This window comes from Citrobacter sp. MGH106 (assembly GCF_001037495.1).
GTDB lineage: Bacteria > Pseudomonadota > Gammaproteobacteria > Enterobacterales > Enterobacteriaceae > Citrobacter > Citrobacter murliniae.
In genome coordinates this window covers 3,355,220-3,377,256 of record NZ_KQ089822.1, presented here as the reverse complement: position 1 = coordinate 3,377,256, position 22,037 = coordinate 3,355,220, and the positions used below count along the sequence as shown (strand labels likewise).

The following is a 22,037-nucleotide window of genomic DNA, read 5'->3' as shown; positions in this document are numbered from 1 at the left end:
GACGTCATCCGGCAACGTTATTCAAATCGAACGGGGAGTGTCTTCCCGTTCGATTCCCAAACCCCCTGATAAACACCCCCTTTTAAATCCAGCGTCATCTTCTCTTCAGAATCTGCAGAGGCTGTCGTTTTTAATTCATAATGCTGATTATTTTCAGCGTCACATTTACCGGTTAGTTCAATAGGTGCACCAAACTTCTCGTAGTAGTAGGCTCCGTTCAGATATCCATCTTTGCAGTTTGCCTGTAACACAATGCGCATACTTTTCCCCAGTGTGCCATAGAGCAACTTGCCGTTAAGACCCGGTGCAGAAGGGTGCGGTTTTTCACTGTTTGCGGTTGTCAGATACTGGCCATAAGGCGTGAGTTGACTGCGCAGCGTTGCGGTAGGAATCTTCGTCGTGAAGTCGCCCAGGTCGTCAAGTGCGCGGTTGGCATGATTGCTACAGCGTTCGTTCAGGAAGACCAGTTGCTCTTTTTGCAGAGAGTATTTGTCGACATAGTACAAACCGTCGGTGTAGGTGGCGCATGAGGCGTAGAAGTCGGCATAGTTAAAATCCTCGCCTTTCTCTTCTTTGAGCTGCTCAGGCGTCCGCGATTTATTTTGCTCAATAAACGCATCGATTTGGCCGCGAATATCTTTTCTGACGCGCGTATTTAATTCTGCGATGGTGGCTGAGGAAAACAGATCGTTGAGCGTAATATTCGCGCCGTTGGTTAAATCGAAATTTATCGGCACATTGTACGATTCACAATACGCCCCGCATCCTTCGGCGAATATGTTCAGCGACAGGATTTTGTCATCGCGATACTCAACTGTGTAGTCAAGGTTTGCCGTGCCATCAATGCCTGATCTGGCGAGCTGATCCAATGTGATCTGTGGGTTATTACCCGGTAACTGATTGAGGACGTTTGCGAAAACATAATCATTGATGCGCTTTGCGACCTTTGGGTTTTCAGTCGAGGAAAACCAGGGCAGGCGATACTGTATTTCAGTGCTATCAGGATAGCGGTACTCAATGTTCTTTATTTCAAGTTGGGTTGCTGTGGAGTAGCTGGAAAGGAGCATTAAAGCCACTCCGCTCAGATATCCTTTCATAACGGTTCCTTTTATAGGGAGTGGCCTGAAGTGTTACTCGTAGTAGTTATAAATACCCGCAGCTATGACCAGTTGTGACGCCACTTCATGGGCTTTTTCGCGTCCAACCAGCAGATCGATTATTTTCAAGCCGAAGTCGATAGACGTCCCTGGCCCCTGGCTGGTCAACAGGTTGACGCGAGGATCCCATACGACGCGCTTATCCTGCCACTGCTCCGCTGGAATGCGGTCTTTCAGCGCCGGGAAACCGGTCATGTTGCCGATGGGGAAAATATCATGTGGGACGAGTACGGTTGCCGCTGCGGCGCAAATCGCGGCGACAATTCTCCCGGAGCGGTGAAACTGTTTTACGGTTTCAACCAGCAGTGGGCTGTCACGGAAACATTCCGCGCCTTTAATACCGCCGGGCAGGATGATGATGTCATAATCGCCATCAGCGACTTCGACCAACGGCGCATCCGCCAGGAGCTTCACGCCGCGTGAGCAAACAATCGTCAGGTCGCCATCGCTGGCGACACTTGCGGTAGTTACCTGAATGCCTCCACGCACCAACAGGTCGATAGTGGTGACCGCTTCGGTCTCTTCACTACCAGGGGCGAGACATACCAGTGCTTGAGCGCTCATACTCACTCTCCTTTCGCTTAACCATTTCAAACAGGCGGGCATTTTCCGGGACGGCGATGCCGTGCGCACGTGCGCGTTTTAACAAATAGCCGGTAATGTAATCGATCTCGGTATGACGCAGGGCTTGAATGTCCTGCAGCATTGATGAGATGTTTTCCGCCGTACTGTCAATCACTTGCTCGACATAATAACGTAAATCATCCACTGATGTATGGTGACCTTCGCGTTCAATGACCGCAGCTACTTCCTGGCATATCAGCGCTATTTTTTCAGGATGTTGGCGTAGTTCGCCGTTAGGGCAGTCCCATAGCGCGGTGAGCGGATTAATGACGCAATTTACTGCCAGTTTACGCCACAGCTCAGCGCGAATGTTGTTATGCCAGGCAACGTCCGGCAGCACATCCTGCAGGATTTCGGCCAGATAACTAAAATCACCATCTTGCTCACGCGCCGGGCCGATACGCGTTGTACCTTTCGCCACATGAATAATGACATTGCCGTCACGACGCGCTGCCTGCGTCGTGGTGCCTATTAACAATGGCTGCGGAATGTTATGCAGTTCTTCTATCGTTCCCATTCCATTGTGAATCAACAGAATAGGCGTGGTTTCAGGCAGAACTGTAGCCAGGCTCTTTACCGCATCAGAAACCTGCCAGGCTTTTAGTGTGACCAGCAACAGATCGCTTTTCGCCAAAAAGTCGGGGTCGTTTGCCGTCAGGGATTCATTAAAAACTGACCCATCCGTGTCAATCAGGTTAACGCTGCAATAAGGTTGTGGTACGCGTAGCCACCCTTGTACCTCATGTCCATGTTTGCACAGCGCTGTAAGCCAAAGTTGCCCTAAGGCTCCACATCCCAGTACGGTAATTTTCATTCTTCCTCCTCACCTGCAACAGCACCAGGTGTTAATCCATATCGGCCGCACCCTATTATTGTTCGCGGATATCAGTACCACGTACAATTAAAAGGTACAGCCTAGTATAGCGCTGTCTGTTGAGTAACTTTGCAGGTATTATGCTTCGCATCAAAAATGAAGGGAGAAGAAAAGATGCCATCTTTCGATATTGTCTCTGAAGTTGATCTTCAGGAAGCCCGTAACGCGGTCGATAATGCGAGCCGCGAAGTAGAGTCACGTTTTGATTTTCGTGGCGTAGAGGCTACTTTTGAGCTGAACGAGTCAAATAAGACCATTAAGGTGCTGAGCGAATCTGATTTCCAGGTTAATCAGTTGCTGGATATTTTGCGTGCCAAGCTCCTGAAGCGTGGTATTGAAGGGACTTCGCTGGACGTGCCGGAAACCTTCGTGCACAGCGGCAAAACCTGGTTTGTGGAAGCGAAACTGAAGCAGGGCATTGAAAGCGCAGTGCAGAAGAAAATTGTGAAGCTGATTAAAGACAGCAAGCTGAAGGTGCAGGCGCAGATTCAGGGCGAAGAAATTCGTGTGACTGGTAAGGCTCGTGACGATCTGCAAGCCGTTATGGCGTTGGTTCGCGGTGGCGATTTGGGGCAGCCATTCCAGTTCAAGAACTTCCGCGATTAAGTTCTTATGCCGGATGGTGGGTTACTCACTATCCGGCAAGCTCACGATCACGCCTGGCTTATCGCCTGCTCAACTTCAAATCGATTGGTCACTTTACTGTCGATTTTCACGTAGGCCGAATGTTCATTCGCCACAATCAACACTTCGCTCACCCCTTCTTTGGCCAGCAAACGCTGCTTAAGTGTGTCATCCGCGGCAATTTCCGGTGGAATTTCGACACGCAGGCTACTGACATACGGCGGCTCTTTCATTGTGCTTGCGACCAGCAGCCAGACCGCTGCCAGCAATGCACCGGCGAGGAATACAGCCTGGCCATCAAACATCTCGACAACCCATCCACCAAGTGAGCCGCCAATCGCGACACCGAGAAACTGGCTGGTGGAGTAAACGCCCATTGCCGTCCCTTTATAACCTGCGGGAGACTCTTTGCTGATAAGCGAAGGGAGGAGGGCTTCCATGAGGTTAAAGGCAAGGAAGAATAACTGAACACCCGCAATCAGGCCCCAGAAATGAATGTTTGCGATCCACAATACAATCTCTGCGGCAAGAATTAGTACCACACACGACAGGAAAACCCGTTTCATCCGACGTTTTACTTCGGCATAGATGATGAATGGCACCACAGAAACAAAAGACAGCAGCATCGTTACCAGATAAATTTTCCAGTGTTCCGCTGCGGGGAAACCCGCTTTCGCAAGCTGGCCAGGCAACGCGACAAAGGTGGACATTAGCAAGATGTGCAGGCACATGATGCCGAAATTGAGCTTCAGGAGTTTAGGCTCTGCCAGCACTTTGCGGAAGCTGCTTTTTACCATGCCCGATTCGCGGTTCAGCACATGGGTGGTGCTATTGGGGACTACCCAAATCGTCAGCACGATGCCGGTGGTGGCGAGGGCTGCAATCATCCAGAACAGCGCGTGTAATCCCAGCGCATGGGTGACGATCGGACCTAACACCATTGCAATGGCAAAAGTGATACCGAAGCTGACGCCGATAAACGCCATCGCTTTAGTGCGGTTTTGCTCACGCGTTAAGTCGGACAGTAACGCCATCACGGCGGCAGCAATCGCCCCGGAACCCTGCAGCGCGCGACCGAGAATAATTCCCCAAATGGAGTCTGAAAGTGCAGCAATCACGCTGCCAAAAACGAATATCGCCAGCCCGCCAACGATAAGCGGTTTTCGACCAATGCGGTCAGAGACCAAACCAAAGGGGATCTGGAAAACGGCTTGCGCCAGGCCATAAATGCCGATGGCAAGACCAATAAGCGCTTCGCTGGCACCCTGTAGCGCCATACCGTATGTGGTCAGAACCGGCAGGACCATAAACATGCCAAGCATGCGCAACGAGAATACGGTCCCTAAACCCCAGGTGGCGCGCAACTCACCAGGCGTCATTTTATAATCGTTCATTCCCACCTCTGTATTAATTTCGCGCCTAGTGTAAAGCGGTATGGTGGCGGGGTAAATACACGGTTAATGAGTAAATATTACGTTTCAGGAGGGATTGTGACGCACATAAAAAAGGGTGCCTAAGCACCCTTTTTCGCATCAGCAGATTTTACCAGACGTAAGTCAGCAGGTTCTGCGAGTTTGGCACCATAAAGTCGACGGACATCATCACGCTCAGCGCAGTAATGGCGATGATGGAGAAACCGAACAGCTTACGTGCCCAGACCCGGTCATCTTCCACTTTATAACCACGCAACGCCATGCCTAGCCACCAGACACTCACTGCTGCTGCAACCACCAGATATTTGTATCCAGCGTAACCGCCCAGTGAGAGCATCAGCGTAGCGATGGCAAACGCAATGATATACAGAGTGATATGGTTCTTCGCGACTGAAATGCCTTTTACCACCGGCAGTACCGGGATGTTGGCTGCCTGATAATCCTTAAAGCGGAAAATCGCAATCGCGTAAGAGTGCGGCATCTGCCACAGGCTGAAAATAGCCAACAGAATCAGTGCACCGCTATCGAACTCACCAGTTACCGCACAGTAGCCAATCACCGGCGGCGCAGCGCCGGAGAGTGAGCCAATCAGCGTGCCGTAAACCGAGTGACGCTTCATGTACAGACTATATACGCCAACATACACGACGAAGCCCATAACCCCCAGCCAGCAGGCCAGAGGGTTAGCGCCAAACCACAGCAGCGTAAAGCCAGCAATACCCAGCAGGGTGGCGTATACCAGCGAGACCGCAGGGGAAATCAGACCCTTAACCAACACGCGGTTTTTGGTCCTCTCCATCTTCCTGTCGATATCCCTGTCGATGTAGTTGTTAAATACACAACCCGACGCCACAACCAGTGACACCCCAACCAACGTGTAGATAAACAGGGGATAGTCAATGCTGCCTTTAGAGGCCAGCAGGAATCCCCCAATCACCGAGATCAGGTTGCCAAAGATGATGCCTGGTTTCGTTACTTGCAGGTATTGCTTAAACATCATAATCGCCGCTCTTAGTGCATCATCATGTTGTAGTTGAGGTTCCACATAATCCAGATGGAGCCCACAACCAGGATGGCGATGATAAGCACAGTAAAGACAAAGGCCGTCATGTTCCAACCTTCATCAGATTTGGTATTCATGTGCAGGAAGCACACCAGGTGCACCAGAATCTGTACCACTGCCATCGCCAGAATAGTCCCCAGAATGACGGCCGGAGAGGCAGAACCTGTCATTACCATCCAGAACGGAATGACCGTCAGGATGATCGACAGGATAAAACCTGTCATGTAGGTTTTTACGCTGCCATGGGATGCGCCGCCGCTCTCGTTAGAATGACTCATTACATCGCCCCCATCAGATAAACAACAGTGAACACACAGATCCACACCACGTCCAGGAAGTGCCAGAACAGGCTCAGGCACATGATACGGGTACGGTTAGTACTGGTAAGGCCACGACGAGCAACTTGCACCATCAACACTGCCATCCAGATAAGACCGGAGGTGACGTGCAGACCGTGGGTACCGACCAGCGCGAAGAATGCTGACAGGAAGCCGCTACGATCCGGGCCCATACCGTTAACAATCAGGTGATGGAATTCATAGAGTTCCATCCCGATAAATCCGGCACCAAACAAGAAGGTCAACGCCAGCCAGGAGATAACCTGGCTCTTGTTGTTCTTGTACATGGCGATAGCCGCCATGCCGTAAGTAATGGAGCTGAATAACAGCAGGAATGTTTCAACCAGAACGAACGGCAGTTCAAAAATGTCCTTACCTGTTGGGCCACCTGCGGTGCCGTTCACCAGAACGGCATAGGTTGCAAACAGAATAGAGAACAGAATGCAGTCGCTCATCAGGTAGATCCAAAATCCGAAGATTTTGGTCTGGCCTGCATCGTGGTGCCCGTGTTCGTGCGCGTGGGCATTCGCGTGCGTCAAAGTATCAGTTGCCATTTTTCAGCCCTGCCTTAGTAATCTCATCGAAATGCTGGTTTTCCAGTTTTTCGACTTCCGGTACCGGCACGTAGTAATCCACGTCTTCATCAAAGCTTTTCACAATCCAGCTGATGATCATGCCTGCGAAGCTTGCAATCGCCAGCCACCAGATATGCCAGATCATGGCGAAACCAAACAGTGTTGCGAAGGCGGTAATGACGATACCTGCACCGCTGTTTTTCGGCATATGAATCTCTTCATAGTGCGCAGGCTGTTTGTACGCGTCACCTTTTTCTTTCATTTCCCAGAAGGCATCACGCTCGTGAACGTGCGGCACAACGGCAAAGTTATAGAACGGAGGCGGGGAAGAGGTTGCCCATTCCAGTGTACGGCCACCCCATGGGTCACCGGTCAGGTCACGGTTCTGCTCGCGGTCGCGAATAGAAACGAAGATCTGAATCAGCTGGCACAGGATACCCAGTGCAATCAGCGCGGCACCGCAAGCGGCAACGACCAGCATCGGATGGAACTGAGGGTCAATCTGCTGGCTGAGGCGACGGGTCATCCCCATAAAGCCCAGCACGTACAGCGGCATAAATGCCACGAAGAAGCCGATGATCCAGAACCAGAATGCGCGTTTGCCCCAGGTTTCGTTCAGCGTGAAGCCGAACGCTTTTGGCCACCAGTAGGTCATACCCGCGAAGCAACCGAACACGACGCCGCCGATGATAACGTTATGGAAGTGCGCAATCAGGAACAGACTGTTGTGCAGTACGAAGTCTGCACCCGGAACCGCCAGCAGCACGCCGGTCATACCGCCGACTGAGAAGGTTACGATGAAGCCAATCGTCCACAGCATTGCTGAGTGGAATACGATGCGGCCCTGATACATGGTGAACAACCAGTTGAAGATCTTCACCCCGGTCGGGATGGCGATAATCATCGTGGTGATACCGAAGAAGGCGTTTACGTTAGCGCCCGCACCCATGGTGAAGAAGTGGTGCAGCCAAACAACGAACGACAGTACGGTGATACACACGGTTGCCCACACCAGCGAGGTGTAACCAAACAGGCGTTTACGCGAGAAGGTTGCAGCGATTTCGGAGAAAACACCGAAGACCGGCAGAACCAGAATGTACACTTCCGGATGGCCCCAGGCCCAAATCAGGTTGATGTACATCATCATGTTGCCGCCCATATCGTTGGTAAAGAAATGGGTACCCAGATAGCGATCCAGGGTCAGCAACGCAACGGTGACGGTCAGGATTGGGAAGGAGGCGATAATCAGTATGTTTGCGCACAGAGATGCCCAGCTAAATACTGGCATCTTGAACATAGTCATACCTGGTGCACGCATCTTAATGATGGTCACAAAGAAGTTGATACCGGTCAGTGTTGTACCGATACCGGACAGCTGGACCGCCCATATCCAATAATCGACCCCGACGCTTGGACTGTACTCTATTCCCGAGAGTGGCGGATACGCCAGCCAACCGGTCTGTGCGAATTCACCTACGCCCAGAGACAGGTTAACCAGGATTACGCCGACAACGGTGAACCAGAAGCTCAGGTTGTTCAGGAATGGGAATGCAACGTCACGTGCGCCGATCTGCAGTGGAACCACCAGGTTCATCAGACCGATAACAAATGGCATTGCTACGAAGAAGATCATGATCACGCCGTGAGCCGTGAAGATCTGGTCGTAGTGGTGAGGAGGCAGGAAGCCCGCTTCACCCGCAGAAGCCAGCGCTTGCTGACTACGCATCATGATGGCGTCAGCAAAGCCACGGATCAACATGACGATTGCGACGATGACATACATGATGCCAAGGCGTTTGTGGTCAACCGAAGTTAGCCACTCTTTCCACAGGTAGGTCCACTTACCAAAGTAAGTGATAAGGCCTAGTAAGGCCGCTCCACCGATGATAATGGCAGCGATCGTAACCATGACGATTGGTTCATGGAACGGGACTGCATCCAGTGTCAATTTTCCGAACATCGTATTCTTCCTCGGCCCCTTAGTGAGCGGATTCCGCGTGGCTCATGTCCATGCCTTCCATCCCTTCGTGTGCGCTGTGCTCACCTTCTGGTTTGGTCATGTCCATGCTCTTACCGTGAGCCATAAATTTGTTAATAACGTCTTTAAACAAATCCGGTTTCACGTTGGAGAAGTATTCCACCTGGTTGTATTCACTTGGCGCAGCCACTTTCTCGAACGCCGCCATGTCACTCATGGTGTTCGTGGACTGTTTCGCTTTAGCAACCCATTGGTCGAATTCGGTGCGGTCCTTTGTTGCGATAGCCTTGAACTTCATACCGGAGAAGCCTGGTCCGCTGTAGCTTGCGGAGATACCATCATAAGTACCGACTTCGTTAGCGATCAGATGCAGGCGAGTCTGCATACCGGCCATGGCATAAATCTGGCTACCCAGACGCGGGATAAAGAAGGAGTTCATCACGGAGTTGGATGTCACTTTGAATTCAACCGGAGTGTTCGCCGGGAAGGCGATTTCATTCACGGTAGCGATACCCTGTTCCGGATAGATGAAGAACCATTTCCAGTCCATGGAAACCACTTCGATGGTAATGGGCTTCTCGTCATGCGCCAGCGGTTTACTTGGCTCAAGTGCGTGAGTGGTTTTCCAGGTGAGTACAGCAAGGAAAATGATGATCAGAATCGGCACCGTCCAGACCACAGCTTCCACTTTGTTGGAGTGTGACCAGTTCGGGCTGTACTTCGCATCTTTATTGCTTGCACGGTACTTCCAGGCAAAACCAACAGCCATCAAGATGGCAGGAATAACGACAATCAACATCAGGCCAAATGCCGTCAGTATCAGTGAACGTTGTTCCAGTCCAATCTGTCCTTTAGGGTCAAGCAGCGCAGAATTACAGCCACTGAGTAATGCAGTGCCTGCAATTAATGACAACCATCCCAAACTTTTATTGTATTTCCTGAGTCTCATTTAACGACCTCAATTCCACGGGACCGGGTGGCGTTTAAAGTGTGAGGGCATTTTACGGGAAGGTTACATTACTGTAAACATCATTGGATCTGTGTTACCGGGTTCTGCCGTGCGTGTCACATATGTTGCAATATATGTCAGGTTGGCTTTAAGAACCTGTTGCAACATCATGTTATAACGAAAGCGGGTTCATGGAGAAGGCATAGAGGGCAATTGGTATAACCAATGGTAAAATAAAACAATTGTTTAACAATTGATTATCAATAAAGAGACAATTGAAGGGCGGAAAATAAATCTGTCTTGGCTGAATCGAGTAAGGAAAATAGAATTTATAAAAGGCGTCAATAATTTCCAAATTCTATGGGGCACAAAACAACAAATATTATTTTTATCAATCGTTGTTTATTTAGCCGTTATAATTACGCAGGGTGATTACAACGGCCAAATAAACCGGTCAAATTACGCCAGACGCGTTTTGCGTAGAGCCAGGTAATCCAGCAGTCCACCGAATACGATCCCACAGACGGCGATCAGGACCGCAACTTCAAGGAGTTCCGACAGGAAGGAGAAATTGGTGTAATCGAGGGCGTTCATCGTTAGCAGTAACAGCCATACAGCCAGTAGACAGCAGCCCACCAATAGCGTCATTAATGCCAGATTGTATGCTCCGCGGAATTCCGTGCGCGGGATAAAACTTTCGTTTTGCCAGCTATGTTCCAGCGTCTGACGGCAAACCAGCAACAACACGAGACCTGGGATCGCGGCAAACACAGAGAACAGATAAAATGTTGGCCAGCCGTGCGCTTCGACAAACCAACCCGCTACCGGACCTACGTAAACGCGTCCAACTGCGGAAAGGGCTGAGAGCAGGGCGAATTGCGTTGCAGAAAAAGATTTATTACACAACGTCATTAACAGGGCGACAAACGCCGCTGTCCCCATGCCGCCGCAGAGGTTTTCGAAGAATACTGCCGCGCCCATACTGAACATGTGCTTATCAGTAATGGAAAGTAACCAGTAGCCTGCATTTGACGCCCCTTGCAGAACGCCGAAAATCAGCAATGCACGGAACAGCGACAGACGCTGCATCAGGATCCCGCCGTAGAGTGCGCCAACAATTGTGGCCAGCAGCCCCAGCGTTTTATTGACGACGCCGACTTCGCCTGCGTCAAATCCGACGCCGCGAATTAAAAATGTCGTGGTCAGGCTCATGGCGAAGGCATCGCCAAGTTTATACAGCACAATGAGCAGCAGGATAAGCCAGGCGTTGTTACGCCCAAAGAAGTCACGTAGTGGGGCGACAACCGCTTGTTCCAGCGTTTTGGGAACCGGAATAGTATCTGTGGGTTCTGGGGCCAACAGGGTGGCGATAATACAAGGAATGAGTAGTGCTGCCATCAACCAGTACATTCCTTGCCAGCCCAACCAGCGATCGGCCATCCACAGGGCCAGTCCACCGGAAACCAGCATCCCCAGGCGGTAACCCAGCACGCTGATTGCAGCGCCGGTTCCTCGTTCTTCTGCGGGCAAAACGTCCGTTTTCCATGCGTCAAAGACGATATCCTGTGAGGCTGAGCAGAACGCGATGACTACTGCGAGTGCAGCCATCCAGCGTAGTTGCGAGCCAGGTTCCAGGAATCCCATTGCGGCGATAGAAATGAGTAGTAATAGCTGGGTAGTGAGCAGCCAGCCGCGACGTCGCCCTAAAAAAGGTGGCGTGTAGCGGTCCATAACCGGGGACCAGAGGAACTTAAAGACGTAGGCCTGGCCGACCAGAGAAAAGAAGCCGATGGTTTTAAGGTCGATATTCTCAACCGTCATCCATGCCTGGAGCGTACCGGAGGTCAGTGCGAGTGGTAAACCGGAGGCAAAGCCTAGCATCAGCAGAATAGCTGATTTCGGTTGCTGGAAAATGCGTAAATAGTGACTGGGCATGAGTATTTAAAGCTGACCCGGCGTTAGCCGGGTCAGGATGCAGAAATTAACGTGCGTTCTGCTTGATGAAATCATGAACGCTGGTGTCCTGAGACATATCAGAGATGGTGTCTGTCAGGACGCTGTTAACGGCGTCCGCAATATTTTTGTTAGAGGCCTGGAAAGCGCCTTCAACAGAGTAGCTTGCGCGGTAGTTTTTCGTCATCTTGTTGCCGTTTGCCGCGGTTGCGATAATAGCGATGTCGGCTTTGGTGGCGATGTTATAGCGCACGCTACCTTGAGACACATCAGCATACAGTTGGCTAACGATGATTTGCAGGTTAACTGCACCGTTCGGACCTACCATGTAACCGCGCGCGGTCATCTGTTTCTCCAGTACTTCTTGCAGCAGGAAACGCAGATCGCGGGAAGCAGTCAGAGTAACCAGTTGATTGTCGCGGGTCACTTTCGCCAGTGCCTGATCCTGACGCTGGTCGGCGCCGTTGATGCTGACAGTCACACCCATCAGGCTAGGATCCTGCTGCGGCAGGGTAATTCTCGGAGAAACGTTAATGGTGGTGGGGGGAGTTGCGCAGCCAGCCAACATAAACAGCGCGACTAAAGGAAAGAGGATTTTTTTAAACATGCCAGGGCTCTCAGCGAATCTAAATTGTATGGTTAGAGAAATTTCCCGCCATCATAACATCGCCAACGACGAGGGGAAGTGGGTAACGCATGTAAATTCATCGCGTTGTCCGTTTAGTTACTTTGTAGATACCATAAGTGGAGTTTTTGCAATCAAACGAACAGATGAACCAGTGAACTTCATTCGTTTGAATGAGAAAATCAGACAAACGCTAATTATTTGTTGCTTAGGTGTAATGAAAACGGTAAAAGCGGCTAGTATTTAAAGGGATGGGTGACATCTCAGCGTTGTCGGAGGAAATATTTCATGATGATTCGTGAGCAAATAGAAGAAAAATTAAGGGCAGCGTTCCAACCCGTGTTCCTCGAAGTTGTGGATGAAAGCTATCGTCACAATGTTCCGGCAGGTTCTGAAAGCCACTTTAAGGTTGTGCTGGTCAGCGATCGCTTTGCAGGTGAGCGTTTTCTTAATCGTCATCGGATGATTTACGGTACGTTAACGGCGGAGCTCTCCACAACCGTGCATGCACTAGCCCTGCATACCTACACGACTAAGGAGTGGGAAGGGTTGCAGGATACTGTTTTTGCCTCTCCTCCCTGTCGTGGAGGTGGAGCGGGAAGCATCGCGTAGAAAAACGGATTTGCAACAACCGGCGCTTTTCCAGTATGTTGCTACAGATTATGTGAAAACGGCCTACGGGCCGTTTTGTTTTGTCTGAATTCTGAGCGAGCCGTATAGTATTCAGACAAAAATTAGCCGGGAATTGTGAAAAAAGCCGCAGCAACGCGCGATAACCGTTCTCGACTCATAAAAGTGATGCCGCTATAATGCGCGTCTTATTTTTCGGAATGTCTTCGGGATGATTCTGACGACAGGGAATGTGATTGATTATGAGAACATCCCGGTTCCGCGAAGCCAACAACCTGTGCTTGCGGAGAAGAGTTGACCGAGCACTGTGATTTTTTGAGGTAACAAGATGCAAGTTTCAGTTGAAACCACTCAAGGCCTTGGCCGCCGTGTAACGATTACTATCGCTGCTGACAGCATCGAGACCGCTGTGAAAAGCGAGCTGGTCAACGTAGCGAAGAAAGTGCGTATTGACGGTTTCCGCAAGGGAAAAGTACCGATGAATGTTGTTGCTCAGCGTTATGGCGCATCTGTTCGCCAGGACGTTCTGGGTGACCTGATGAGCCGTCACTTCGTTGACGCAATCATTAAAGAAAAAATTAATCCGGCTGGCGCACCGAACTACGTTCCGGGCGAATACAAACTGGGTGAAGATTTCACTTACGCGGTAGAATTCGAAGTATACCCGGAAGTTGAATTGACCGGTCTGGAAGCTATTGAAGTTGAAAAACCAGTTGTTGAAGTGACCGACGCTGACGTTGACGTTATGCTGGACACCCTGCGTAAGCAGCAGGCAACCTGGAAAGACAAAGACGGCGCTGCTGATGCAGAAGACCGTGTAACCATCGACTTCACCGGTTCTGTAGACGGTGAAGAGTTCGAAGGCGGCAAAGCATCTGATTTCGTACTGGCGATGGGCCAGGGTCGTATGATCCCGGGCTTTGAAGAAGGTGTTAAAGGTCACAAAGCTGGCGAAGAGTTCACTATCGACGTGACCTTCCCGGAAGAGTACCACGCTGAAAACCTGAAAGGTAAAGCCGCTAAATTCGTTATCAACCTGAAAAAAGTTGAAGAACGTGAACTGCCGGAACTGACTGAAGAATTCATCAAACGTTTCGGCGTTGAAGATGGTTCCGTTGCCGGTCTGCGCGCTGAAGTGCGTAAAAACATGGAACGCGAGCTGAAAGGTGCCGTGCGTAACCGCGTTAAGACTCAGGCGATCGAAGGTCTGGTGAAAGCCAATGACATCGACGTTCCTGCTGCTCTGATTGACAACGAAATCGATGTTCTGCGTCGTCAGGCTGCTCAGCGTTTTGGTGGCAACGAGAAACAAGCTCTGGAACTGCCGCGTGAACTGTTCGAAGAACAGGCTAAACGCCGCGTAGTTGTTGGCCTGCTGCTGGGCGAAGTGATTCGTACCAATGAGCTGAAAGCTGACAAAGAGCGTGTTAAGGGCCTGATCGAAGAGATGGCTTCTGCTTACGAAGATCCGAAAGAAGTTGTTGAATTCTACAGCAAAAACAAAGAGCTGATGGAAAACATGCGCAACGTCGCTCTGGAAGAACAGGCTGTTGAAGCGGTTCTGGCGAAAGCGAAAGTGACTGAAAAAGCCACTTCTTTCAACGAGCTGATGAACCAGCAGGCGTAATTCGTCGCTTTTTTAGCACGAAATATATACGCAAGCCCGTCACCTTCAGGTGGCGGGTTTTTTTTTGTCATGGATTTTGCATGGGAAGAGTGCGAAAACAGCGTTTCAGTGTTAGCGTTACAACAAAAGATTGTTATGCTTGAATTATGGCGATGTCGTACCCATTACAGAGGGACTAGCTGATAATCCGTCCATAAGGTTACAATCAGCACAGCAGGTTTTTTCAAATTTTATCCAGGAGACGGAAATGTCATACAGCGGCGAACGAGATAACTTTGCACCCCATATGGCGCTGGTGCCGATGGTCATTGAACAGACCTCACGTGGTGAGCGCTCTTTTGATATCTATTCTCGTCTACTTAAGGAACGCGTTATTTTTCTGACTGGCCAGGTCGAAGACCATATGGCTAACCTGATTGTGGCGCAGATGCTGTTCCTGGAAGCGGAAAACCCGGAAAAAGATATCTACCTGTACATCAACTCCCCGGGTGGGGTGATTACCGCAGGGATGTCTATCTATGACACCATGCAGTTTATTAAGCCGGACGTCAGCACCATTTGTATGGGCCAGGCGGCCTCAATGGGCGCGTTCCTGCTGACTGCAGGGGCAAAAGGTAAGCGTTTTTGCCTGCCTAACTCTCGCGTCATGATCCACCAGCCTCTGGGCGGTTACCAGGGCCAGGCGACGGATATTGAAATTCATGCCCGTGAAATTCTGAAAGTGAAAGGGCGCATGAATGAACTTATGGCGCACCATACGGGTCAATCTCTTGAGCAGATTGAGCGTGATACTGAGCGCGATCGCTTCCTCTCCGCTTCTGAAGCGGTGGAGTATGGTCTGGTCGACTCGATTTTGACCCATCGTAATTGATGCCTGAGGTGCAGGTGTGCCGCTACACACTTTATCCTTAAAGTTACCTCTTTGTAGGCTGCCAGTGCTTACCCCTGTTACTTACTTATGTAAGCGGCCGGGGATTTGCTTAGTTGCCGCCTCGATGTAGCTCGAATGATTTTGTGTATATACTAATGAAGGGCGGCACAACGCTGACAAGCGGCCTTGCGCCTGAGAATGGCATTTGCGTCGTCGTGTGCGGCACAAAGAACAAAGAAGAGGTTTTGACCCATGACAGATAAACGCAAAGATGGCTCGGGCAAATTGTTGTACTGCTCTTTTTGCGGCAAAAGCCAGCATGAAGTGCGCAAGCTGATTGCCGGTCCATCCGTGTATATCTGCGACGAATGTGTTGATTTATGTAACGACATCATTCGCGAAGAGATTAAGGAAGTAGCACCGCACCGTGAACGCAGTGCGCTGCCGACGCCACACGAAATTCGCAACCACCTGGACGATTACGTTATCGGTCAGGAACAGGCGAAGAAAGTGCTGGCGGTCGCGGTATACAACCATTACAAACGTCTGCGCAATGGCGACACCAGCAATGGCGTCGAGTTGGGCAAAAGTAACATCCTGCTGATTGGCCCGACGGGTTCCGGTAAAACGCTGCTGGCTGAAACGCTGGCGCGCCTGTTGGATGTTCCGTTCACTATGGCTGATGCCACCACCCTGACCGAAGCCGGTTATGTGGGTGAAGACGTTGAAAATATCATTCAGAAACTGTTGCAGAAGTGCGATTACGACGTACAGAAAGCGCAGCGCGGGATTGTCTATATTGATGAGATCGACAAAATCTCGCGTAAATCAGACAACCCGTCTATTACGCGTGACGTTTCCGGCGAAGGCGTACAGCAGGCGCTGCTGAAACTGATCGAAGGGACAGTTGCTGCAGTTCCGCCTCAGGGGGGACGTAAGCATCCGCAGCAGGAGTTCTTGCAGGTTGACACCTCTAAGATCCTGTTTATCTGCGGTGGTGCTTTCGCAGGGCTGGATAAGGTGATTGCTAACCGTGTTGAAACCGGCTCCGGCATTGGTTTTGGTGCGACGGTAAAAGCCCAGTCTGATAAAGCCAGCGAAGGTGAACTGCTGTCGCAGGTCGAACCGGAAGATCTGATCAAGTTTGGTCTGATCCCTGAATTCATCGGTCGTCTGCCGGTTGTGGCAACTCTGAGCGAACTGAGTGAAGAAGCGCTGATCCAGATCCTGAAAGAACCGAAAAACGCCCTGACCAAACAGTATCAGGCGCTGTTCAATCTTGAAGGTGTCGATCTGGAATTCCGTGAAGAAGCTCTGGATGCGATTGCTAAAAAAGCGATGGCGCGCAAAACCGGTGCCCGTGGTCTGCGTTCTATCGTGGAAGCTGCGCTGCTCGACACAATGTACGATCTGCCTTCTATGGAAGACGTCGAAAAAGTAGTGATCGACGAGTCCGTGATCAGTGGCCAAAGCAAGCCGTTATTGATTTACGGTAAGCCGGAAGCACAGCAGGCATCTGGTGAATAATTAACCATTTTATACAATCGGTTAATCAAAAAGGGGGGATTTTATCTCCCCTTTTATTTTTCCGTAAACATGGCGTTGAATGTGTGGGAAACATCCCCATATACTGACATACATGTTAAAGGTGGTATGAAGCACAGCAATGCCATCCGATTACCTGGCGGACACTAAACTAAGAGAGAGCTCTATGAATCCTGAGCGTTCTGAACGCATTGAAATCCCCGTATTGCCGTTGCGCGATGTGGTGGTTTATCCGCACATGGTCATACCCTTATTTGTAGGGCGGGAAAAATCTATCCGTTGCCTTGAAGCGGCTATGGACCATGATAAAAAAATCATGCTGGTCGCGCAGAAAGAAGCTTCAACGGATGAGCCGGGTGTAAACGATCTTTTCACCGTCGGGACCGTGGCCTCTATTTTGCAGATGCTGAAACTGCCTGACGGCACCGTAAAAGTGCTGGTCGAGGGGTTACAGCGCGCGCGTATTTCTGCGCTGTCTGATAACGGCGAGCATTTCTCTGCGAAAGCGGAGTACCTTGATTCGCCAGCCATTGATGAGCGCGAACAGGAAGTGCTGGTGCGGACCGCAATCAGCCAGTTCGAAGGCTATATCAAGCTGAACAAGAAAATCCCACCAGAAGTGCTGACGTCGCTTAACAGCATTGACGATCCTGCGCGTCTGGCGGACACCATCGCTGCCCATATGCCACTGAAGCTGGCGGACAAACAGTCCGTGCTGGAGATGTCCGACGTTAACGAACGTCTGGAATATCTGATGGCGATGATGGAATCTGAAATCGATCTGCTGCAGGTTGAGAAACGCATTCGCAACCGCGTTAAAAAGCAGATGGAGAAGTCCCAGCGTGAGTACTATCTGAACGAGCAAATGAAAGCCATTCAGAAAGAGCTCGGCGAGATGGACGATGCGCCGGATGAAAACGAAGCGCTGAAACGTAAGATCGACGCGGCGAAAATGCCGAAAGAGGCAAAAGAGAAAGCGGAAGCTGAACTGCAGAAGCTGAAAATGATGTCTCCAATGTCGGCAGAAGCGACTGTAGTACGTGGCTACATCGACTGGATGGTACAGGTTCCGTGGAATGCGCGTAGCAAGGTCAAAAAAGACCTGCGTCAGGCGCAGGAAATCCTTGATACCGACCATTACGGTCTGGAGCGCGTGAAAGACCGTATTCTCGAGTATCTTGCGGTTCAAAGCCGTGTGAACAAAATCAAGGGGCCGATCCTGTGCCTGGTTGGACCGCCGGGGGTGGGTAAAACCTCTCTGGGCCAGTCCATCGCTAAAGCGACCGGGCGTAAATACATTCGTATGGCGCTGGGCGGCGTGCGTGATGAGGCTGAAATTCGTGGTCACCGCCGGACTTATATTGGTTCGATGCCGGGTAAACTGATCCAGAAAATGGCCAAAGTGGGCGTTAAAAACCCGCTGTTCCTGCTTGATGAGATCGACAAAATGTCTTCCGACATGCGTGGCGATCCGGCTTCCGCACTGCTTGAAGTGTTGGATCCAGAGCAGAACGTGGCGTTCAGCGATCACTACCTGGAAGTGGATTACGATCTCAGCGACGTCATGTTCGTTGCGACCTCTAACTCCATGAACATTCCGGCGCCGTTGCTGGATCGTATGGAAGTGATCCGTCTGTCCGGTTATACCGAAGACGAGAAGCTGAATATCGCCAAACGTCACCTGCTGCCGAAGCAGATTGAGCGTAACGCGCTGAAAAAAGGCGAGCTGACGGTCGACGATAGCGCCATTGTGGGCATTATTCGTTACTACACTCGTGAAGCAGGCGTACGTAGTCTGGAGCGTGAAATCTCCAAACTGTGCCGTAAAGCGGTTAAACAACTGTTGCTCGATAAGTCACTGAAGCATATCGAAATCAATGGCGATAACCTGCATGATTACCTGGGGGTACAGCGCTTTGACTACGGCCGTGCGGACAACGAAAACCGCGTTGGTCAGGTTACGGGGCTGGCATGGACGGAAGTAGGTGGCGATCTGCTGACCATTGAAACCGCTTGTGTACCGGGTAAAGGCAAGCTGACCTACACAGGTTCTCTGGGTGAAGTGATGCAGGAATCCATTCAGGCAGCGCTGACCGTGGTTCGTGCGCGTGCGGAAAAACTGGGCATTAATCCGGATTTTTACGAAAAACGCGACATCCACGTCCACGTACCTGAAGGGGCAACACCGAAAGATGGTCCGAGTGCGGGTATTGCCATGTGTACTGCGCTGGTGTCTTGTCTGACTGGTAACCCGGTGCGTGCAGATGTAGCAATGACCGGCGAGATCACTCTGCGTGGTCAGGTTCTGCCTATCGGTGGTTTGAAAGAAAAATTGCTGGCAGCACACCGTGGCGGCATCAAAACGGTCTTAATTCCAGATGAAAACAAACGTGACCTGGAAGAGATTCCGGACAACGTAATTGCCGATCTGGACATCCATCCGGTGAAACGCATTGAGGAAGTTCTGACTCTCGCACTGCAAAATGAACCGTCTGGAATGCAGGTTGTAGCGGCAAAATAGTGACCTCGCGCAAAGAGCACTAATAAAAACAGGGCTGGCAGGTCATTTCGGACTTGCCAGCCTTTTTTTGTATAGCTAATTTAGATGACGGATTAGGTCTGCCATCATTAACGGGTGTTGTAAGGGCATGGCAGGCCTGATATAACTGCTGCGCGTTCGCACTTTGAAGGATTCAGGTGCGATATAAATTATAAAGAGGAAGAGAAGAGTGAATAAATCTCAACTGATCGACAAAATTGCTGCAGGGGCTGATATCTCTAAAGCTGCGGCTGGCCGTGCGTTAGATGCAATTATTGCTTCTGTTACCGAATCTCTGAAAGAGGGTGATGACGTAGCGCTGGTAGGTTTTGGTACTTTTGCCGTTAAAGAGCGTGCTGCCCGTACTGGTCGCAACCCGCAAACTGGTAAAGAGATCACCATCGCCGCGGCAAAAGTACCGGGTTTCCGTGCAGGTAAAGCACTGAAAGACGCGGTAAACTAAGAGTGATCCCCTTGGGGATGTGACAAAGTACAAGGGCGCATCAACTGATGTGCCTTTTTTATTTCCCATTCCGGGACTTTCTACGTGTTGTGGGCTGACAATTGCCCCTGTTTCTTGTCACAATAGACCTTTCCGCGCAGCGTTCAGAAAACGCTATGCTGCGTGAGGTATACAGTCACCTACAGCGGAGTGTGGTTACACCATGATGGACAGCTTACGCACGGCTGCTAACAGTCTCGTGCTCAAGATTATTTTCGGTATCATTATCGTGTCGTTCATTTTGACCGGCGTGAGTGGTTACCTGATTGGCGGAAGCAACAACTACGCCGCAAAAGTGAATGGCCAGGAAATTAGCCGCGGGCAGTTTGAGAATGCGTTTAACAGCGAACGTAATCGCATGCAGCAGCAGTTGGGCGATCAGTACTCTGAACTGGCGGCAAACGAAGGCTACATGAAAACGCTGCGTCAGCAGGTGTTGAATCGTCTTGTGGACGAGGCTCTACTGGATCAGTACTCCCGTGAGCTTAAGCTCAGCATCAGCGACGAGCAGGTTAAACAGGCTATTTTTGCTACTCCTGCTTTCCAGGTTGATGGCAAATTTGATAACAACCGCTACAACGCGATTGTGAATCAGATGGGGATGACTGCAGACCAGTATGCTCAGGCACTGCGTAACCAGCTCACCACGCAGCAACTGATCAACGGCGTTGCCGGGACAGATTTCATGCTGAAAGGTGAAACGGATGAGCTGGCGGCGCTGGTCGCACAACAACGTGTCGTGCGTGAAGCGACGATTGACGTCAACGCCCTTGCTGCGAAGCAATCGGTGACCGACCAGGAAGTAGCCAGCTACTACGAGCAGAATAAAAATCGCTTTATGACGCCGGAGCAGTTCCGTGTGAGTTACATCAAGCTGGATGCTGCAGCAATGCAGGAAACAGCCAGCGATGCTGATATTCAGTCTTACTATGACCAGCATCAGGATCAGTTCACCCAACCTCAGCGTAGCCGTTACAGCATCATTCAGACTAAAACGGAAGATGAAGCCAAAGCGGTACTGGATGCGCTGAACAAAGGCGGCGATTTTGCCGCTCTGGCCAAAGAAAAATCCGCCGACATTATCTCTGCCCGTAACGGCGGTGATATGGGATGGCTGGAAGAATCTACTACGCCGGATGAGTTGAAAAATGCTGGCCTGAAAGAAAAAGGTCAGCTGTCAGGTGTGATCAAATCTTCGGTTGGTTTCCTCGTTGCCCGCCTGGACGATATCCAGCCAGCACAGGTTAAACCTCTGAGCGAAGCGCGTGATGATATCGCGGCGAAAGTGAAGCAGGAAAAAGCGCTGGATGCTTACTATGCGTTGCAACAGAAAGTGAGCGATGCTGCAAGTAACGATAACGAATCCCTGGCGGGGGCTGAGCAGGCTGCTGGCATGAAAGCGGTCGAAACGGGCTGGTTTAGCCGTGACACCCTGCCGGAAGAGCTGAATTTCAAACCTGTCTCTGACATCATTTTTAACGGTGGTCTGATTGGTGAGAATGGTTCTCCGGGCAGTAACTCTGACATCATCACAGTGGATGGCGATCGTGCGTTTGTGCTGCGTATTGCGGAGCATAAAGCAGAGGCTGTTAAGCCACTGGCGGATGTGAAAGAGCAGGTCATCGCGCTCGTTAAGCATAATAAAGCTGAGCAACAGGCGAAACTGGATGCAGACAAACTGCTGACTGAGCTGAAAGCCGGTAAAGGTGATGAAGCAATGAAAGCAGCCGGTCTTAGCTTCGGCGAAGAGAAGACGCTGAGCCGAACTGGCCAGGATCCCGTGAGTCAGGCTGCATTTGGCCTGGGGCTGCCAGCGAAAGACAAGCCGAGCTACGGTGTGGCGAACGATATGCAGGGCAATGTAGTTCTGCTGGCACTGGAAGAAGTGAAAGCGGGTTCTATGCCTGAGCAGCAGAAGAAAGCGATGGTTCAGGGGATTACCCAGAATAACGCACAGATTGTCTTCGAAGCGCTGATGAGCAACCTGCGTAAAGCTGCAAAAATTAAAGTCGGTGATGCGCTGGAACAGCAGCAGTAACCGAGGCTCTTCGCAAAAAATTGCAAAAAGTTGTATTCCCCAAAGGCCGCTTTCGCGGCCTTTTCCATTTCTGATATTTGCTATTTGTCTGC

Annotated in this window: 19 protein-coding genes; 8 read left to right on the top strand and 11 right to left on the bottom strand. The window is 50.7% G+C overall.

Translation table 11 applies throughout. From position 1 onward, the window contains the following. Positions 1–17 precede the first annotated feature (17 nt). The 3 genes from SK36_RS15815 to panE are packed head-to-tail and all read right to left on the bottom strand — an operon-like array spanning position 18 to position 2,595. Positions 18–1,097, bottom strand: coding sequence for a hypothetical protein (locus SK36_RS15815; protein ID WP_048221951.1), 1,080 nt, complete (start codon positions 1,095–1,097; stop codon positions 18–20). 33 nt (positions 1,098–1,130) lie between these two features. Then, positions 1,131–1,721: a protein deglycase YajL gene (gene yajL, locus SK36_RS15810; RefSeq protein ID WP_048221950.1), complete on the bottom strand. Its 591-nt coding sequence runs from the start codon at positions 1,719–1,721 to the stop codon at positions 1,131–1,133. Then, positions 1,684–2,595: a 2-dehydropantoate 2-reductase gene (gene panE, locus SK36_RS15805; protein ID WP_048221949.1), complete on the bottom strand. Its 912-nt coding sequence runs from the start codon at positions 2,593–2,595 to the stop codon at positions 1,684–1,686. The genes yajL and panE overlap by 38 nt, the downstream gene beginning before the upstream one ends. A gap of 174 nt (positions 2,596–2,769) precedes the next feature. On the opposite strand from panE, the gene SK36_RS15800 reads away from it, so the two are divergent. Further along, on the top strand, positions 2,770–3,261 hold the full coding sequence (locus SK36_RS15800) for a YajQ family cyclic di-GMP-binding protein (RefSeq protein ID WP_045440528.1): 492 nt from the start codon (positions 2,770–2,772) through the stop codon (positions 3,259–3,261). Between the two features lie 47 nt (positions 3,262–3,308). On the opposite strand, the gene SK36_RS15795 is transcribed toward SK36_RS15800, so the two are convergent. The 8 genes from SK36_RS15795 to SK36_RS15760 form a co-directional block, all read right to left on the bottom strand. Then, positions 3,309–4,673, bottom strand: coding sequence for an MFS transporter (locus SK36_RS15795; RefSeq protein WP_045440531.1), 1,365 nt, complete (start codon positions 4,671–4,673; stop codon positions 3,309–3,311). Positions 4,674–4,821: 148 nt separating this feature from the next. Then, on the bottom strand, positions 4,822–5,712 hold the full coding sequence (gene cyoE, locus SK36_RS15790; RefSeq protein ID WP_136345280.1) for a heme o synthase: 891 nt from the start codon (positions 5,710–5,712) through the stop codon (positions 4,822–4,824). Between the two features lie 11 nt (positions 5,713–5,723). After that, on the bottom strand, positions 5,724–6,053 hold the full coding sequence (locus tag SK36_RS15785) for a cytochrome o ubiquinol oxidase subunit IV (RefSeq protein ID WP_045440536.1): 330 nt from the start codon (positions 6,051–6,053) through the stop codon (positions 5,724–5,726). Next, entirely contained in the window at positions 6,053–6,667 is a 615-nt protein-coding gene (locus tag SK36_RS15780; protein ID WP_045440539.1) for a cytochrome o ubiquinol oxidase subunit III, read from the bottom strand. The genes SK36_RS15785 and SK36_RS15780 overlap by 1 nt, the downstream gene beginning before the upstream one ends. Next, positions 6,657–8,648 (bottom strand): cytochrome o ubiquinol oxidase subunit I, encoded by a 1,992-nt coding sequence (gene cyoB, locus SK36_RS15775; RefSeq protein ID WP_048221947.1) that lies wholly within the window; start codon positions 8,646–8,648, stop codon positions 6,657–6,659. The genes SK36_RS15780 and cyoB overlap by 11 nt, the downstream gene beginning before the upstream one ends. Positions 8,649–8,667: 19 nt before the next feature. After that, positions 8,668–9,615, bottom strand: a complete 948-nt coding sequence (cyoA, locus tag SK36_RS15770) for a cytochrome o ubiquinol oxidase subunit II (protein WP_048221946.1) — start codon at positions 9,613–9,615, stop codon at positions 8,668–8,670. 459 nt (positions 9,616–10,074) lie between these two features. Continuing rightward, positions 10,075–11,550 carry a muropeptide MFS transporter AmpG gene (ampG, locus tag SK36_RS15765; RefSeq protein ID WP_045440544.1) on the bottom strand — a complete coding sequence of 492 codons (1,476 nt, stop codon included), beginning with the start codon at positions 11,548–11,550 and terminating at the stop codon, positions 10,075–10,077. A 46-nt stretch (positions 11,551–11,596) separates the two neighbouring features. Continuing rightward, positions 11,597–12,175: a lipoprotein gene (locus SK36_RS15760; protein WP_045440546.1), complete on the bottom strand. Its 579-nt coding sequence runs from the start codon at positions 12,173–12,175 to the stop codon at positions 11,597–11,599. A gap of 306 nt (positions 12,176–12,481) precedes the next feature. Between SK36_RS15760 and bolA the strand changes: the two genes are divergently transcribed. From bolA to ppiD, 7 genes are all read left to right on the top strand, one after another. Continuing rightward, positions 12,482–12,805: a transcriptional regulator BolA gene (bolA, locus tag SK36_RS15755; protein ID WP_045440548.1), complete on the top strand. Its 324-nt coding sequence runs from the start codon at positions 12,482–12,484 to the stop codon at positions 12,803–12,805. 346 nt (positions 12,806–13,151) lie between these two features. Beyond that, positions 13,152–14,450, top strand: coding sequence for a trigger factor (gene tig, locus SK36_RS15750; RefSeq protein ID WP_048221945.1), 1,299 nt, complete (start codon positions 13,152–13,154; stop codon positions 14,448–14,450). 247 nt (positions 14,451–14,697) lie between these two features. Further along, positions 14,698–15,321, top strand: a complete 624-nt coding sequence (gene clpP, locus SK36_RS15745; RefSeq protein WP_003021624.1) for an ATP-dependent Clp endopeptidase proteolytic subunit ClpP — start codon at positions 14,698–14,700, stop codon at positions 15,319–15,321. Between the two features lie 252 nt (positions 15,322–15,573). After that, positions 15,574–16,848, top strand: coding sequence for an ATP-dependent protease ATP-binding subunit ClpX (clpX, locus tag SK36_RS15740; RefSeq protein WP_045440553.1), 1,275 nt, complete (start codon positions 15,574–15,576; stop codon positions 16,846–16,848). Positions 16,849–17,032: 184 nt separating this feature from the next. Further along, positions 17,033–19,387, top strand: a complete 2,355-nt coding sequence (lon, locus tag SK36_RS15735; protein WP_045440556.1) for an endopeptidase La — start codon at positions 17,033–17,035, stop codon at positions 19,385–19,387. 190 nt (positions 19,388–19,577) lie between these two features. Continuing rightward, positions 19,578–19,868, top strand: a complete 291-nt coding sequence (gene hupB, locus SK36_RS15730; RefSeq protein ID WP_219352570.1) for a nucleoid-associated protein HU-beta — start codon at positions 19,578–19,580, stop codon at positions 19,866–19,868. A 202-nt stretch (positions 19,869–20,070) separates the two neighbouring features. Next, positions 20,071–21,945, top strand: a complete 1,875-nt coding sequence (gene ppiD / locus SK36_RS15725; protein ID WP_045440559.1) for a peptidylprolyl isomerase — start codon at positions 20,071–20,073, stop codon at positions 21,943–21,945. The last annotated feature ends 92 nt before the right edge of the window (positions 21,946–22,037 follow it).

Bases quoted from the DNA above. Each gene is read 5' to 3' on its own strand.
- SK36_RS15815 (WP_048221951.1), bottom strand. From the start codon at position 1,097: ATGAAAGGATATCTGAGCGGAGTGGCTTTAATGCTCCTTTCCAGCTAC.
- yajL (WP_048221950.1), bottom strand. From the start codon at position 1,721: ATGAGCGCTCAAGCACTGGTATGTCTCGCCCCTGGTAGTGAAGAGACC.
- panE (WP_048221949.1), bottom strand. From the start codon at position 2,595: ATGAAAATTACCGTACTGGGATGTGGAGCCTTAGGGCAACTTTGGCTT.
- SK36_RS15800 (WP_045440528.1), top strand. From the start codon at position 2,770: ATGCCATCTTTCGATATTGTCTCTGAAGTTGATCTTCAGGAAGCCCGT.
- SK36_RS15795 (WP_045440531.1), bottom strand. From the start codon at position 4,673: ATGAACGATTATAAAATGACGCCTGGTGAGTTGCGCGCCACCTGGGGT.
- cyoE (WP_136345280.1), bottom strand. From the start codon at position 5,712: ATGATGTTTAAGCAATACCTGCAAGTAACGAAACCAGGCATCATCTTT.
- SK36_RS15785 (WP_045440536.1), bottom strand. From the start codon at position 6,053: ATGAGTCATTCTAACGAGAGCGGCGGCGCATCCCATGGCAGCGTAAAA.
- SK36_RS15780 (WP_045440539.1), bottom strand. From the start codon at position 6,667: ATGGCAACTGATACTTTGACGCACGCGAATGCCCACGCGCACGAACAC.
- cyoB (WP_048221947.1), bottom strand. From the start codon at position 8,648: ATGTTCGGAAAATTGACACTGGATGCAGTCCCGTTCCATGAACCAATC.
- cyoA (WP_048221946.1), bottom strand. From the start codon at position 9,615: ATGAGACTCAGGAAATACAATAAAAGTTTGGGATGGTTGTCATTAATT.
- ampG (WP_045440544.1), bottom strand. From the start codon at position 11,550: ATGCCCAGTCACTATTTACGCATTTTCCAGCAACCGAAATCAGCTATT.
- SK36_RS15760 (WP_045440546.1), bottom strand. From the start codon at position 12,175: ATGTTTAAAAAAATCCTCTTTCCTTTAGTCGCGCTGTTTATGTTGGCT.
- bolA (WP_045440548.1), top strand. From the start codon at position 12,482: ATGATGATTCGTGAGCAAATAGAAGAAAAATTAAGGGCAGCGTTCCAA.
- tig (WP_048221945.1), top strand. From the start codon at position 13,152: ATGCAAGTTTCAGTTGAAACCACTCAAGGCCTTGGCCGCCGTGTAACG.
- clpP (WP_003021624.1), top strand. From the start codon at position 14,698: ATGTCATACAGCGGCGAACGAGATAACTTTGCACCCCATATGGCGCTG.
- clpX (WP_045440553.1), top strand. From the start codon at position 15,574: ATGACAGATAAACGCAAAGATGGCTCGGGCAAATTGTTGTACTGCTCT.
- lon (WP_045440556.1), top strand. From the start codon at position 17,033: ATGAATCCTGAGCGTTCTGAACGCATTGAAATCCCCGTATTGCCGTTG.
- ppiD (WP_045440559.1), top strand. From the start codon at position 20,071: ATGATGGACAGCTTACGCACGGCTGCTAACAGTCTCGTGCTCAAGATT.